The sequence below is a fragment of the Actinoplanes sp. ATCC 53533 genome, assembly GCF_003947245.1.
This window is the reverse complement of the sequence record NZ_QHHV01000213.1, coordinates 1-12,808: the sequence shown is the minus strand read 5'-3', so window position 1 is coordinate 12,808 and position 12,808 is coordinate 1. Positions and strand designations below refer to the sequence as shown.

The window sequence follows — 12,808 nt, the reverse complement described above, 5'->3', positions numbered from 1 at the left end:
CCGTTTCACACCAGGGTGAAGTCCCAGTGGTCGAACTCGGTGGGCTGGTACGTGGGCGGCGCGCCGGTCGAGATCCCGGTGGCCCGGGCGACGGACTTCGACAGCGCGCTGAAGCTGACCCACGCCGCGCTCGCCAGGAATCGATCGCTGTCACGGATGCCCATCACCCGCGTGCTGCGCCTCCTGGGCTCCGACTTCCGGCCCACCTCGCCGGACCTGTACTCCATCGTCTCCTATGTGGACGCACGTGGCGTCCCGGGTTCGGACCGGTGGAACGACCTGCGCACCTACGGGTTGATGCGGGTCTCGTACGGCGACCAGGTGTGCGTCTGGATCACCAGGCTGCACGAGGGTCTGCAGCTCGCCTGCCGCTACCCGGACACCGACATCGCACGCGAGAACATGCGGCTCTACGTGGAACGCCTGCGCGAATTCATCACGTCCCCGAAGGGAAGCGCACGCATCAGGCTGGCATCCTCGCGGTGAGCAGATAGTCGTCGGCGTCGGGGCTCCATTTCAGCTCGACGGCGCCGCTGGTCGCCGCCGCCTTGCAGAACTGGAGAAAGCTACGGTAGCCGAGCTTCTTCTCGCTGAAGTCGGGCGCCACCTTGCGCACCTGATTCTTGAGACCGGAGAGCGCCGCCGACCCGTCGCCGCCCGCGAGGTCGAAGACCACCGTGCGCAGCAGCGTGAACGCGGCCTCCCGGCCGCCGTGTTCCGGCAGGGTGACCTCGGGGTCGCCCTTCGCGGAGCCGCCGATCAGCTCGACCACGTTGTGCCCGGCGAGGTGGCGCAGCAGCTCGCCGAAGGCGCGGAACCCGTAGTCCGCCTCGTTGAAGGTCGGATCCTTGCGGAGCAGGGTGCGCTTGAGCGTCGAGGCGGTGACCGTGCCGCCCGAACTGCGCTGCAGCCCGGCCACGCTCTGGGCCACCAGCGCGGTGAGCGTGTCGACGTCACGCACCGGTGTGTCCGCGGCCGGCTGAGGCTCCTGCGCCACCGGCTGGGGCTCCGGCTCGGCCGGGCTGACCGGGCGGCCCGGCCGGGTGCGCCCAGGTGGGATCTCGACGCCCTCCAGGCGGTCGTAGTAGAGGAACTCGTCGCAGGCCGGGGGCAGCAGCGCGGAGGTCGACTTCTCGACTCCGACGCCGATGACGCGCTTGTTGAGCTCGCGGAGCTTGTGCACCAGCGGCGTGAAGTCGCTGTCGCCGGTGCAGAGCACGAACGTCGAGATGTACGCCCGCTCGAAGGCCACTTCCAGGGCGTCCACCACCATCTTGATGTCGGCGGCGTTCTTGCGGGAGGCGCCCATCCGCTGCGGTATGTCGATGAGCTCGACATGGGACCGGGTGAGCATCCGGCGGTCCTCATCGAAGTATGACCAGTCCGCATACGCCCGGCGCACCACCACCCGCCCCCGCTCGGCGAGCGCGTCGGCGACGGGTCGCAGCTCGAAGGGCATGCCGCCGAGGTGGTCACGAGCGCTGATCGCCAGATTCTCGTAGTCAAGGAACAGTGCGATGCGCTCTTCGTGATCCACGAGGCCAGCGTACGCGCGTCGGCCGCACCAGGTGAGCAGCTGGAACAGCGGTCAGGCCGCCACCACGGGATGACGGACGACGGCGTCGAACAGATAGCCGAGCGTGTTGTACGCCGCCACGTCCGGCTGGGTGTTGCCGTGCACGTCGGTGGCCCGGGCCAGCAGCTCGTGCTCGCCCGCCGCCGGCCGCCAGTCGAGCTCCCAGCGCTGCCACGCGGCACCCTCGCCGCCGACCCGCCGGGCCCGGCGCCAGTGCCGGCCCCCGTCGGTGCTGACCTCCACGTGCCGGATGGCGCCGGCCGCCGACCAGGACCGGCCCCGCAGCCGCAGCTGCCGGCCCGCCGGCAGCCGGGCGCCCGGGTCGAGCTCGAACGCGCTCTTGATCACCTGGCGGTCGAAGTGCTCGCCCTCGGCGGGGTGATCCGGGCCGAACAGCCGGTAGAACTGGGTGTTCCAGGGCGAGAAGAGCGGGACGTCGCTCACCTCGATGCCGCCCAGCCACTTGATCGAGGAGATGCCGATCCAGCCGGGCACCACCAGCCGCACCGGGTGGCCGTGGTCGGCGGGCAGCGGTTCGCCGTTCATCTCGTACGCGAGCAGCACGTCGTGCAGCGCCTTGCGCACCGGCAGCGGGCGGCGGACCGGGCCGAGGTCCACGCCGCCGGTGACGTAGTTCGGGTCCAGCCCGGCCGGCAGCACGTCCACGGCGGTGCGGGCGAGGCCCGCGCGGCGCAGCACGGTGGACAGCCGGACACCCCGCCAGCGAGCGACACCGACCCCGCCCAGCCGCCACGCCGTACCGGAAACGGTCTGGCCCTGCTGGGTGGTGAAATAGCTGCGGCCGTTGCCCGCGCATTCCACCGTCGCCGTGACGGTCTCGCTCGGCAGGCGGCGCAACTGGCCGTAGCTGAATTCCACCGGCCCGTGCCGCAGCCCGGCGCCGAAGATGCGCAACCGCCAATTCGCCGCGTCGATGATCGGCGTGCTGGTGTGGTTGCGGACGAAGAAGCGGTCGATCGGCACCAGGTCGCCCTGGCCGGCCATCGCGGACCAGCGCATCTCGGCGTTGGTGCCCAGCACGGTGAACAGCTCCGGGGGGAGCGCCTTCACGATCGGCCCGGCCGCCGCCCCGGTGGCGGGGCTCGCGACCGCCGCGCCGGCCAGGCCCGCGCTCATCGCGGCGGTCAGCTTGAGCAGGTCCCGGCGGGAGACGCCGGCCAGCCACTGGCCCAGCCGGAGCCTGTCGTAGGTGGCCTCGTCGAGCATGTCGTCCATCGCGGCGCTCCTCTGCGGCACTGACCGGCATCGATCATCCTGAGCATAGTAAACCCATGGGCACAATAGGAGAAGCGCGACGACTGTGAATACCCGTTCTCCCCGCGTCCATGCCGGAGAAATTCGCATAATTGTCCAAGGACAACTATGTGTTCGCGGGCCGGACGCGGGTATTCCACCTCGTGAGACATCAACGGACGAACCACGATGGAGGCAGCAATGAGTGACCCGTCTGCGGGCGCCCGCGCGCCGGACAGCACCCCCCGCGCCGACGTACCGGTCACTGAGACCTACCCGGCCACCGGGCCGAGCGCATCGAGCGGCGACCGGTCCGCGGTGCAGCAGGCCGCGGGGCAGAGCGCCCAGGCCGCCGGCCGGGCCGCCGGTGACGTCAAGGACACCGCCAAGGAGCAGGCCCAGCGGGTCGGGTCCGAGGCGAGGACCCAGGTCCGCACCGTGGCCTCCGAGGTTCGCGGCAAGGTGTCCGAGCGGGCCCGGGCGCAGAACGACAGGCTGGTGAGCGGCATCCGCGAGATGGCCGGCCACCTCGACGACATGCGGGGCGACCGGGCGGATTCGCCGGCCACCCAGATCGTCTCCCGGGTGGCGGACAGCGGCCGGCAGGTGGCCGGCTACCTGGAGCGCAACGGCCCCGAGGGCGTGGTGCGCGACGTGCAGGACTTCGCCCGGCGGCGTCCTGGCGCCTTCCTCGCGGCCGCGCTGGCTGCGGGATTCGTGGTGGCCCGGCTCGGCAAGGGCCTGGCCAAGGCCGACGATCTCGCGCCGGATCCGGCGGCCAAGCCCGCCAGCGACACCTTCGTGTCCGGCCCGGGCTCGTACGACACGGGTGCTGCCGGCTACGCCGGGACGTCCACCGAGTACGCCTCGACGGGAACCGGCACCCCGGTCGTGGTCGAGCCGGAGTACGTCGAGCCGGAGTACGCCGCCGGGACCACGCGCGACTACCCGGGTGGCGCGCGATGACCGCGCCCCACCCCACGGACCGCTCGCGCGACCGTGCCGACGAGGTCACCGAGACCTCTGTCGGTGAGCTGATCGGCAACATCAGCAACGACCTGGCCACCCTGTTCCGCCAGGAAGTGGAGCTCGCCAAGGCCGAGCTGAAGCAGGAGGCGGTCAAGGCGGGCAAGGCCTCGGGGCTGCTCGGCGGTGCCGGCCTCGCCGGCTACCTGGTCGTCGTGCTCCTCACCGGCGCGCTGGTCGCGGCCCTCAGCAACGTGATGGATCCCGGCTGGGCCGCGCTGATCGTCGCGGTCCTCTGGGGAATCGCCGGCGCGGTCCTCTACGCCGGTGGCCGCAAGAAGCTCAAGACCGTGGACCCCACCCCGCGGCGCACCGTCGACACCCTCAAGGAGGACGCCCAATGGCTGAAGAACCCGACCGGCTGAGGCAGGACATCGAGAGCACGCGGGCCTCGCTGACGCGCGACGTGGACCTGCTGGCGGAGAAGACCAGCCCGGCCAAGGTCGCCCAGCGTCGCTGGACCGCCGCCAAGGAGAAGGTCATGGGTAGCTCGGAGCACGCGAGGGGCTCGGCGGAGAACGCCGTGGGCACCGTGCAGGACAAGGCGTCGCAGCTGACCGGCAAGGCCGGCGAGAAGGCGCACGATGCCGCCGACGCGGTCCGCGGCGCCCCCCGCACGGTCGCCCGGCAGGCTCAGGGCAACCCGCTCGCCGCGGGCATCATCGCCTTCGGCGTCGGCATGCTCGCCGCCACGCTGATCCCCGTCACCGACGCGGAGAAGCGGGCCGGCCAGCAGCTCAAGGAGCACAGCGGCGACCTGACCGACAAGGTCAAGGACATCGCGTCCGAGCTGAAGGACGACGTCTCCGGCACGGTGCAGCAGGCGGCCGGCCAGGTCCAGGAGACCGCCGCGGACGCGGCGCGGACCACCGGGCAACAGGCACAGTCCTCGGCGCGGGACGCCAAGGACCAGAGCCGGCAGGCGGTCAGCGACGCACGGTCCTGACCGGGGCCGGGCGCCGGGCCACCCTCAGCACGGGGTGGCCCGGCGTTGCCGATCAGATCTGGGATAGTATCCCGAATATGAGAGACGCCCTGGACGTCCGGCTGGCGGCGCGCGTCGCCGAGCTGCGGGTCGCGCGTGGCTGGTCGCTGGACGACCTCGCCGGCCGCACCGGCGTGAGCCGTTCCACGCTGTCGCGCCTGGAGCGCGGCGAGATCAGCCCGACGGCCTCGCTGCTCGGCAAGCTCTGCACCGCGTACGGCTGGACGATGTCCCGCCTGCTCGCCGAGGTCGAGGCGGAGCCGCCCGCCGTCGTCCGCGCCGCGGATCAGGCGCTCTGGCGCGACGAGTCCTCGGGCTTCACCCGCCGCAGCGTCTCCCCGCCGCACGCGGGCCTGCGCGGCGAGCTCATCGAGGGAGTCCTCGACCCCGGCGCGGACATCACCTACGAAGCGCCGCCGGTGACCGGCATGGAGCAGCACCTCTGGGTGCTCGACGGCCGGCTCGAACTGACCGACGACCGCACCCCGCACCGGCTCGACGCGGGGGACTGCCTGCGCTTCCGGCTCTGGGGGCCGACCCGGTTCCGCAATCCGGGACCCGCGCCGGTCCGCTACGCCGTCTTCGTGGTGCTGCCATGACCATCATCCGGCTCACCGCCGCCGACTTCGCCACTCACCTCCCGGCGCTGGCCGACCTGCTGGTCGACGCGGTGGCCGGCGGTGCCTCCGTCGGCTTCCTGGACGGCTTCGACCGGGCGGCGGCCACCGCCTGGTGGCGGTCCCGCGCGCCGGCGGTCGCGGACGGCAGCCTCGCCGTGTGGATCGCCGCCGGCCCGGCGGGCGTCACCGGCACGATCAGCCTGGCGTACGCGGACAAGCCCAACGCGCGGCACCGCGCCGAGGTGATCAAGCTGGCCGTCCGCCGTGACGCCCGGGGGAACGGCCTCGGCCGCCGGCTGCTCGCGGTCGCCGAGGAGGCGGCCGCGGCCTCCGGGATCGCCCTGCTGCTGCTCGACACGGAGACGGCCAGCGCCGCGGAACGGCTGTACGAGTCCGCGGGCTGGCACCGGTACGGCATCGTCCCGGACTACGCGGCGGACCCGGCCGGAGCGCTCCGGGACTGCAGCTTCTTCTTCAAGAAGCTGGGTTGACTGCCCGGCTCGCATGCCGATGGGAACACCATGGCCCCTGTGCACCTGCTCTTCGACTTCGGCGAGGTCATCAGCGTCGCCCAGCCCGCCGGCGAGGTGGCCGCGCTGGCCGCCCTCGCCGGCCTGCCCGTCGCCGAGTTCTCCCGCCGCTACTGGGCCCACCGCCCCGGCTACGACGCCGGCGGCACGGCGCTCAGCTACTGGTCCGGGATCCTCGGGGCGGCGCCCGGCGGGGTGCTGCTGCGCCGGCTGGTGGAGCTGGACGTGGCGAGCTGGCTGCACCTCAACCCCGGCACGCTGCGCCTGCTCGACACCCTGCACGCGGCCGGCACGCCGGTGTCGCTGCTCTCCAACGCCCCGTACGAGCTGGCCCGCGAGCTCGACCGGCACGCCGGCCTGGCGCCCTTCCGGCACCGGCTGTTCAGTGCCGACCTGGCGCTGGTCAAGCCGGACCTTCGGTGCTACACGGCGGCCGTCGCCCGGCTCGGCGCCGAGCCGGGCGACGTCGTCTTCGTCGACGACCGCCCGGCCAACATCGAGGCGGCGGCGGCTCTCGGCCTGACCGGCATCGTCTTCACCGGTACGCCCGCCTGCCTGGCCGAGGTCGCCCGGGCGGCGATCACCCCTTCAGGCAGACGAACGGGCCGCGCACGCCCGCGCTGAAGCGTTCGGCCGCCGCCAGGGCCTTCTTCACCCGGCGGCGAGGGCCCAAAGCGGTGCCCGCCGTGGCGAAGAGCGCGCCCAGCGCGATCTGGTCGCCGCAGCCGACCGCGGCATAGCCGTCGGCCGCCTTCGCGACCTGGTAGTCGTCGTAGACCGCGAACAACTGCCCGCGTACGCCGACCAGGAACGTGCCGCCCTCCTCGCGGTCGTTCTCCTTCGACGCCCAGCCGCCGGTCTTGAGGCAGTCGCGCACGGCGTCGATGAACGTCGTCGCCATGAACGCCTCCAGGTTGCCGGTGGGCTTCGGCAGGGTCAGCGAATACCGGATGAGCTGGCCCATCCGGAACGAGGTGGTGAAGCCGAACAGGTAGCGGTTCTTGCGGAAGACCTTGGCGTCGGCGCGCACGGTCAGGCTCATGCCCGACACCCCCGCGCTGTCCCCGCCGATGTACACCGAACCCGACTGCGCCAAGCCCACGATGGCCGTCATCCGTCACCTCGCCTCGATCGTCCGGCCCCCACCGTCGCACGGCCATGCCGTACCGGTCGATCGGCCGGCGGTCACGAACCCGAAGGTGCGGGCTTTCCCGCCGTCGCACGTCCTGTGCGAGATCTCCCCGGACACGGCGCTTTGCATGGACGGGTCAGCGTGTGCACCTCTAAGAATGGGTGGAATGTATGAGTGCGGTCCTCCGGCACCAGGCGAGGAGGGCGGCCGTCCTCGGATCCGTCCTGGCCGTCATCTGCGGCGGGATCGGGGGCGCGGTCCCGGCAGCCGCGGCCGAGAACGCGCCCGGCACGGTCCTGTCCGCCGCCGCGGCCGTCCTGCCGCCGGAACTCACCCCGCTGGCCACCGGCCAGCGCATCTCCTACGCCAGCACGAACGTCTCCGGCGCGACCATCACGGTGACCGGGCTCGTGCTGACCCCGAAACGGCAGAAGGCCCACAAGACGGTGGTCTGGGGCCATGGCACGACCGGCCTGGCCGATCAGTGCGCACCCTCCGACCACCTGGGAGTCTTCTGGCCGGAGGCCCGGGCCGCCATCGCCGAGCTGCTCAACCGCGGCTGGACCGTCACGGCCCCGGACTACCAGGGCCTGGGTACGGCGGACGCGCACCCGTACCTGATCGGCGGCGGCGCGGCCCGCACCATGATCGACAGCGTCAAGGCGGCCCGCGCCCTGGACAGCAGTCTCGGCACCCAGTACGCCGTGGACGGCCACTCCCAGGGCGGCCAGGGCGCGCTGTTCGCCGGCGAGCTGGCGCCCTCCTACGACGGCGCCCTGACCCTGCGCGGGGTGGCGGCCATCGCCCCGGTCTCGAACGTCAACCTGCTGGCCCCGCTCATCCCGGGCACGCCGGGCCAGGGCTACCTGGTGATGGCCCTGTACGGCCTCGCCGCGGTGCAGCCGTCGTTCGACCCGCTCACGGTGCTGGCGCCGCCGGCCCGGCAACGGGTGTCCGTGCTGCAGTCCGGCTGCCTGTACGAGATCCTGGCTGAATACCAGTCGCTGAACGCCGGGCAACTGGTCCTCGGCGGCTCGCTGCCCCAGCCGGTCGTGAACCAGCTGGCGCAGTACGACAACCCGGCCCAGGCCGCGCCGAGCGCGCCGATCCTGATCGTGCAGGGAACCGCGGACGAGGCGGTGCCGTACGACATCACCGAAAATGTGCTGCTGGACCAGCTGGGCACAGCCCAGCCGGTAACCTTCGTCCCCGTGCCGAACGCGAACCACGACGGCGCGGTGGTCGCCTCGACGGCCACCGTCGCGGACTGGATCGCCGCCCGCTTCACCGCCTGAGGTCTTCCTCGCTCTCCTCGGCTTCCCCTCCTGATGTTTCGGCGCCCCGAGACGCCGAAGGACCGGGAGCACTCGGCGGCCGCCCGCAGCGGCGTGGCAGGATGCGCGGCGGGTGGCCGCTGAGGGCGGTCCGAGGGACGGACGGTGAAGGTCGATGCTGTACGCCGGTCTCAGGCTCGCTGACCGCTACCGGCTGGACGCGCGGCTCGGCGCCGGCGGCATGGGCGAGGTGTGGCGGGCCGTCGACGAGGTGCTCGGCCGGGTCGTCGCCGTCAAGGCCATGCTGCCCGAGGTGGCCGACCAGCCCGACTTCGCCAAGCGGTTCCTGGTCGAGGCCCAGGCGATGGCGAGCGTCAACCATCCGGCGGTGGCGTCGATCCACGACTACGGGCGCGGCACCGGGATCACCTTCCTGGTCATGGAATTCATCGACGGCGAGTCCCTGTCGCAGGTGCTGGCCCGCGTCGGGCGCCTCGACCCGGCGGCGACGATGCGGCTGATCGCGCAGGCGGCGGACGGGCTGCGGGCGGTGCACGAGCGTGGCATCGTGCACCGCGACATCAAGCCGGCGAACCTGCTGATCCGCCGGGACGGCACCCTGCTGATCACGGACTTCGGCATCTCGCGAACCTACGACGGCACCCAGCTCACCGCCTCCGGCGCGGTGCTGGGCACGCCGACGTACCTGTCTCCCGAGCAGGTGCTCGGCCGGCCCGCCACCGGCCTCAGCGACGTCTACTCGCTCGGGCTCGCCGCCTACGAGTGCCTCGCCGGGCGGCGCCCGTTCGAGGGAGACAACCCCTACGCGGTGGCGCTGCAGCGGTTGCAGACCGCGCCACCCCCGCTCGGCGCCGACATCCCCGGCCCGGTGCTCGCCGTGGTCGAACGGGCGCTGGCAACCGACCCGGCCCACCGCTGGCCATCGGCGGCGGCGATGGCGGAGGCCGCCCGCGCCGCGATCGACCCCCGTCCGGCCCGCCAGCAGTCGTGGCGAACCGATCCGACCCCACCCCCGGAGCCGCGGAACAGCGCGCCGACCCCGCCTCCATCCCCGGCACGCCCGATGTCCGCGCCGCCGACCGGGCCCCCGTTCCACGGACCTCCGATGTCGGGGGCCCCCGTCCCAGGAGCATCCGGCCATTGCGCCGCCGGTCGGGCTTTCGTCGCAGGGGCATCCGGGCTTTGCGCCTCCGGTCGGGTCTTCGTCGCAGGGGCATCCGGGCTTTGCGCCTCCGGTCGGGCTTTCGTCGCAGGGGCGTCCGGTGTCCGCGCCTCCGGTCGGGTCTTCGTCGCAGGGGCGTCCGCTCTCCGCGCCGCCGGCCGGGCCGAAGGAGCCGGAACGCCGGACGACCCGGCGCCGCCTGGTGCTGCTCGTCGCGGTCCTGCTCGTGGTCGTGGTCGGTGGCGTGGCGACCTGGCAGTTGCTCGACCCCGGATCCGACGGCGAACCCGGATCCGGCTCCAGCGCCGGACCCGTGGCCGGGGCCGGCCCGAGTGGCGCGTCCACCCCGCCGGAGGGCTTCGTCACCTGCGGCACGATGTTCTGCCCGGCCGAGCCGATGTGCTGGGCGGGAACCGTCGCGAGCAGCGGCCAGGCACTCTCCCCACGCGAGATGGACTGCACCGGGGAGCACGCCTGGGAGACCTTCGCGGCGACCACCATGCCGCGCGACGTCCGGCGCAGCCAGGAAGACAGCCTCATCGGGCGCAAGGACATCGCAGCCGCCTGTTCGGCGGAGCTGATGGCCCAGCACAGCCGCGACACGGAAAGGACCGACGGCTGGGAGCGGCATCCCTGGCCGATCGAGGTGCCCGGCACCGACCTGCGCCTGGTGCACTGCCTGGCCGCCCCGGAAGAAGGCGGGGACACCACCGGCTCCGCGTTCTCCTGACGAGGATCAGCCGAAGGCGCGGAGACCCCGTGCGGCACGCCCCTCCCACCGAGGAACGGGTTTCCTCAATGAGCTGTCCCCTGCCGCGCCGGCGGCAGCGCCCGGATCTTGGACGTGGCCCGGGGTTGAAACGGATGAAATGCCCTCTCCGGGCCTCCGGGTGGGTCGCGTGCCGCGATCGGGGATGCCGTGTGGTTCGGGGAAGGACTGCGCGTTCGAGGTCGATCACCCGGCGGCGGGCACCACGGTCTCTGCGCGCCGGCAGACGGACAGCTGCCCGTCCCGCAGCTCGTACGTGGCGTCCACCCGGTCCAGGCCCTCCGTGCGATGAGTCAGCAGCAGCACCGTCCGGCCGTCTGCCGCAGTGAGCAGGTCGGCCATGAGCGCGGCGGCGCCGGCCTCGTCGAGGCCCTCGGTCGGCTCGTCGAGGATGAGCAGGTCGGGACCGGCGAGCAGGGCCCGGGCGGTGGCCAGCCGGCGGCGCTGGCCACCGGAGATCGTGCCGCCGCCGGTGCCGAGCCACGTGTCGAGCCCGGCCGGCAGCCCGGCCAGCCACCCGTCGAGCCGGACCCGGGCCAGGGCCGCGCGCAGTTCCGCATCGGTGGCGCCGGGGCGGGCGATGCGCAGGTTCTCCCGGACGGTGGACGCGAAGACGTGGTCGGTCTCGTCGCCGACCAGCACGCTGCGGCCCACACCGGTGACCGTCCCGGCGCGCGGACCGAGCAGCCGGGCGAGCACGGCGGCCAGCGTGGACTTGCCACCCCCGGACGGCCCGAGCACCGCGACCCTCGACCCGGCCGGCAGATCCAGGTCAACGCCGGCCAGGGCAGGCGCCCGCGCCGGATCCCACCCGGCGACCAAGCCACGGATCGCGATGTCACCGGCCGGTCCGGGCATCCGGGGGGTCGGCGCCGGGTCCCGTCCGGCGGTCAAGCTACGGGTGGTGATGTCGCTGGCAGGTCCGGGCATCCGGGGCGGCAGTGCCGGGTCCCGTCCGGCGGCCATGCTACGGGTGGTGATGTCGCCGGCAGGACCGTGGACCGCGGCCGGCACCTGGGGGGAGATCTCCGCCAGCCGGGTACGGGCGCCGGCCGCGCGCTGCCGGGCCACGGCGGCGTCGGGCAGCACGGCCACGGGCTCGCCGAGGGCCACGACCGCCAGCAGCAGCACGGCGGACCACTCGTCGGACAGCCCGCCGCCGGCGGCCACCAGCGCGGTCCCGGTGACCGCGACACCCCAGCCCAGCAGGCTGAGCGCGGCGGCGGCACCGGCCGAGCGGGCCGCCCGCGCTTCGAGCCGCGCCAGCACCCGGCTGCGCCGATCCGGTACGGCCAGCGCGTCCGCACCGGCCTCCCGCACGGCGAGTTCCTCGACGCCGTCGACGGTCTCCACGACGGCGTCCCGCAGTTCGGCCCGGGCCCGGCCGGTGGCGGCGTCGGTCCGGCTCGCCTGCCACGCGGCCAGCGCGGGGGCCGCGACGCCGCTGATCAGCAGTCCCGCGGCGAGCGGAAGCGCCACCGCGGGCAGCAGAAACATGGCGGTGACCGCGACGGTGGCCAGCGTCAGAGCTGCTGCGAGGGCGGGCAGGCGCCCCCGCAGCAGCCCGTCGACCCGGGCGTCCACGTCGTCGCCGACCCGGGTGAGCAGGTCACCGCGGCGCCGCAGCCGAGGGCCGGGGACGTGGGGGATGAGGTCGGCGAAGACCCGGGCCCGCCACTCGCCGAGGCGGGCGAAGGCCACGTCGTGCGCGACCAGGCGTTCGAGGTAGCGCAGCAGCGGGCGCGCGACGGCGCTGCCGCGGACGAGCACGACGGCCGTCGACAGGGTCAGCACCGGCGGCAGGGTCGCGGCCCGCACGAGCAGCCAGGCGGCGGCCCCGGTCAGCACGATCCCGGCAAGCCAGGACGCCGCCCCGAGCCCGACGGCCGCGCCGGGCCGCCGCGCGACCCACCCGGCCGCCCGGACCAGAGGCGACGTGCCATGCTCTGCGACCGGGGCCGGCCGCGACGCGCCGGGTCCCGTGCCCTGGACGACCTGATCCTTGATCGATCTTGGTAGGTTCCGGCCCCTCCGAGGGTCATCGGCTACCAAGATCTCAACGCCAGGCCGACGATCACCGGCCCCGCGGTCCGCGACGTGGGTCGGCGGTGCTGCGGCGCGGTCTGTGGCTGGGCGCGTGGCCTCGGTGACGGTCGAGCCGGCAGTCGCGGGCAACGACTCCGCTGCGGCCGTACCGGTGAAGTCAGCGCCCGGCGGCGGGGGAACGACGTCGACCACCCGGTCGGCCGCGGCCAGCAGGCCGGGCCGGTGGGCGACCACCAGGACCGCGCAACCCTGGCCCGCGGCCGCCCGCAGCCGCGCGATCACCAGGCGCTCGGCCTCCGCGTCGAGGTGCGCGGTGGGCTCGTCGAGGAGCAGCACCGCGGGCGTACGGCCGCGGCCCGCAGCAGCGCCGCCAGCGCGAGCCGCTGGCGCTGACCGGCGGAGACCCCGGCACC

Annotated in this window: 13 protein-coding genes and 1 pseudogene; 10 read left to right on the top strand and 4 right to left on the bottom strand. The window is 73.6% G+C overall.

What is annotated here, in order from left to right:
- Positions 1–486, top strand: a 486-nt coding sequence (locus DMB66_RS48625; protein ID WP_233625374.1) for a hypothetical protein, incomplete at its 5' end; no start/stop codon positions are given.
- On the opposite strand, the gene DMB66_RS48620 is transcribed toward DMB66_RS48625, so the two are convergent.
- On the bottom strand, positions 464–1,537 hold the full coding sequence (locus tag DMB66_RS48620; protein WP_125810909.1) for an NYN domain-containing protein: 1,074 nt from the start codon (positions 1,535–1,537) through the stop codon (positions 464–466). The two genes, DMB66_RS48625 and DMB66_RS48620, sit on opposite strands and share 23 nt — an antisense overlap.
- Positions 1,538–1,588: 51 nt before the next feature.
- Positions 1,589–2,812: a sulfite oxidase gene (locus DMB66_RS48615; protein ID WP_125810908.1), complete on the bottom strand. Its 1,224-nt coding sequence runs from the start codon at positions 2,810–2,812 to the stop codon at positions 1,589–1,591.
- Positions 2,813–3,031: 219 nt separating this feature from the next.
- On the opposite strand from DMB66_RS48615, the gene DMB66_RS48610 reads away from it, so the two are divergent.
- From DMB66_RS48610 to DMB66_RS48585, 6 genes are all read left to right on the top strand, one after another.
- Complete coding sequence (locus tag DMB66_RS48610; RefSeq protein ID WP_233625373.1) at positions 3,032–3,796, top strand: hypothetical protein; 765 nt, start codon at positions 3,032–3,034, stop codon at positions 3,794–3,796.
- Complete coding sequence (locus DMB66_RS48605; RefSeq protein WP_125810907.1) at positions 3,793–4,221, top strand: phage holin family protein; 429 nt, start codon at positions 3,793–3,795, stop codon at positions 4,219–4,221. Before DMB66_RS48610 ends, DMB66_RS48605 begins: the two co-directional genes overlap by 4 nt.
- Positions 4,197–4,802, top strand: coding sequence for a DUF3618 domain-containing protein (locus DMB66_RS48600; RefSeq protein ID WP_125810906.1), 606 nt, complete (start codon positions 4,197–4,199; stop codon positions 4,800–4,802). The genes DMB66_RS48605 and DMB66_RS48600 overlap by 25 nt, the downstream gene beginning before the upstream one ends.
- A gap of 77 nt (positions 4,803–4,879) precedes the next feature.
- On the top strand, positions 4,880–5,440 hold the full coding sequence (locus DMB66_RS48595) for a helix-turn-helix domain-containing protein (RefSeq protein ID WP_125810905.1): 561 nt from the start codon (positions 4,880–4,882) through the stop codon (positions 5,438–5,440).
- Complete coding sequence (locus tag DMB66_RS48590; RefSeq protein ID WP_125810904.1) at positions 5,437–5,952, top strand: GNAT family N-acetyltransferase; 516 nt, start codon at positions 5,437–5,439, stop codon at positions 5,950–5,952. The genes DMB66_RS48595 and DMB66_RS48590 overlap by 4 nt, the downstream gene beginning before the upstream one ends.
- Positions 5,953–5,982: 30 nt before the next feature.
- Positions 5,983–6,615: an HAD-IA family hydrolase gene (locus DMB66_RS48585; protein ID WP_125810903.1), complete on the top strand. Its 633-nt coding sequence runs from the start codon at positions 5,983–5,985 to the stop codon at positions 6,613–6,615.
- On the opposite strand, the gene DMB66_RS48580 is transcribed toward DMB66_RS48585, so the two are convergent.
- Complete coding sequence (locus DMB66_RS48580; protein ID WP_125810902.1) at positions 6,572–7,105, bottom strand: hypothetical protein; 534 nt, start codon at positions 7,103–7,105, stop codon at positions 6,572–6,574. The two genes, DMB66_RS48585 and DMB66_RS48580, sit on opposite strands and share 44 nt — an antisense overlap.
- Positions 7,106–7,293: 188 nt before the next feature.
- Between DMB66_RS48580 and DMB66_RS48575 the strand changes: the two genes are divergently transcribed.
- The 3 genes and pseudogenes from DMB66_RS48575 to DMB66_RS63125 all read left to right on the top strand — a co-directional run bounded on the left by DMB66_RS48575 (position 7,294) and on the right by DMB66_RS63125 (position 10,310).
- Entirely contained in the window at positions 7,294–8,418 is a 1,125-nt protein-coding gene (locus DMB66_RS48575; protein ID WP_125810901.1) for an alpha/beta fold hydrolase, read from the top strand.
- Between the two features lie 154 nt (positions 8,419–8,572).
- A pseudogene (locus DMB66_RS64745) lies at positions 8,573–9,286 on the top strand (serine/threonine-protein kinase); the annotation flags it as partial.
- Positions 9,287–9,680: 394 nt separating this feature from the next.
- Positions 9,681–10,310 carry a hypothetical protein gene (locus DMB66_RS63125; protein ID WP_199753076.1) on the top strand — a complete coding sequence of 210 codons (630 nt, stop codon included), beginning with the start codon at positions 9,681–9,683 and terminating at the stop codon, positions 10,308–10,310.
- Positions 10,311–10,535: 225 nt separating this feature from the next.
- Here the strand turns inward: DMB66_RS63125 and cydC are convergent, their stop codons facing one another.
- Complete coding sequence (gene cydC, locus DMB66_RS48565; protein ID WP_233625372.1) at positions 10,536–12,731, bottom strand: thiol reductant ABC exporter subunit CydC; 2,196 nt, start codon at positions 12,729–12,731, stop codon at positions 10,536–10,538.
- Positions 12,732–12,808 lie beyond the last annotated feature (77 nt).